Source organism: Alcanivorax profundi (assembly GCF_003597125.1).
GTDB classification, from domain to species: domain Bacteria; phylum Pseudomonadota; class Gammaproteobacteria; order Pseudomonadales; family Alcanivoracaceae; genus Alcanivorax; species Alcanivorax profundi.
This window is the reverse complement of record NZ_QYYA01000132.1, coordinates 1-430: the sequence shown is the minus strand read 5'-3', so window position 1 is coordinate 430 and position 430 is coordinate 1. Positions and strand designations below refer to the sequence as shown.

The window sequence follows — 430 nt, the reverse complement described above, 5'->3', positions numbered from 1 at the left end:
TTACCGTAAGAGGCTTCAATGTTATGGCACTTTGGGTATTCGTCTTCAATGCCAGTTCACGCTCGTTCATTTCCTTGTCAAATTTCACGGCAGTTCCTTTCAACATAAGTGAAACGGTTCTGTTGGTTGTCCTTTCCTTGAGACTTACGGATAATATCAAGATGACAATGGCACAATATGGCGCATACTGTAGCGAGTTGGCATATTTCTTCTTAGATGCCGTTACGAAATCTATAATGGCAGAGCTTAATGGCGCTTTTGCCTCAGCCTTTCTCAGAACAGCTCCAGAAAGATAATAAATATTGATGCAGATGAGCCACAGGTGTATATACGAATAGATGTTCTGTACTCTGCCCGGTCCTCTTGTTCCCATGGCATAGCTGTGGGCGAAGAAGAATGAACTGTAAAGCGTAACGGTAATCAGGATGCA

The 430-nt window shown here is 43.0% G+C and carries 1 protein-coding gene; it reads left to right on the top strand.

Annotation, left to right across the window (positions count from 1 at the left end; genetic code table 11):
- Positions 1 to 296, top strand: a 296-nt coding sequence (locus tag D4A39_RS18090) for a hypothetical protein (protein ID WP_233552536.1), incomplete at its 5' end; no start/stop codon positions are given.
- Positions 297 to 430: the final 134 nt, after the last annotated feature.